This is a genomic window from Pseudoflavonifractor capillosus (genome assembly GCF_016902575.1).
GTDB lineage: Bacteria > Bacillota > Clostridia > Oscillospirales > Oscillospiraceae > Enterenecus > Enterenecus capillosus_A.
Genome location: NZ_JACSNZ010000182.1, coordinates 1 through 213, shown reverse-complemented (window position 1 = coordinate 213; position 213 = coordinate 1). Strand labels below are relative to the sequence as shown.

Below are 213 nucleotides of genomic sequence, written 5' to 3'. Positions count from 1 at the left end.
TTGGCGATTGCGGATGGCCTGGAGTGAGGCGATCATTCCAGCGAGAATGGGAGTTCCGTGATGTTTGAGGTTATAGTAGAGGCGGAGAAAGGCTTTTTCAATGTTAGCCAGCTCGATTTCCCTCTGAGGCATTAACATTGCAGCACCCAATGCGTTGGCTTGCCACTCGTTCCAGTCCTCGCGGGTCTTGAGTGCCCTGAGAGAATAGGCTTT

At 52.1% G+C, this 213-nt stretch carries 1 pseudogene; it reads right to left on the bottom strand.

The features are described 5' to 3' along the window. A pseudogene (locus H9X86_RS12375) lies at positions 1–213 on the bottom strand (hypothetical protein); the annotation flags it as partial.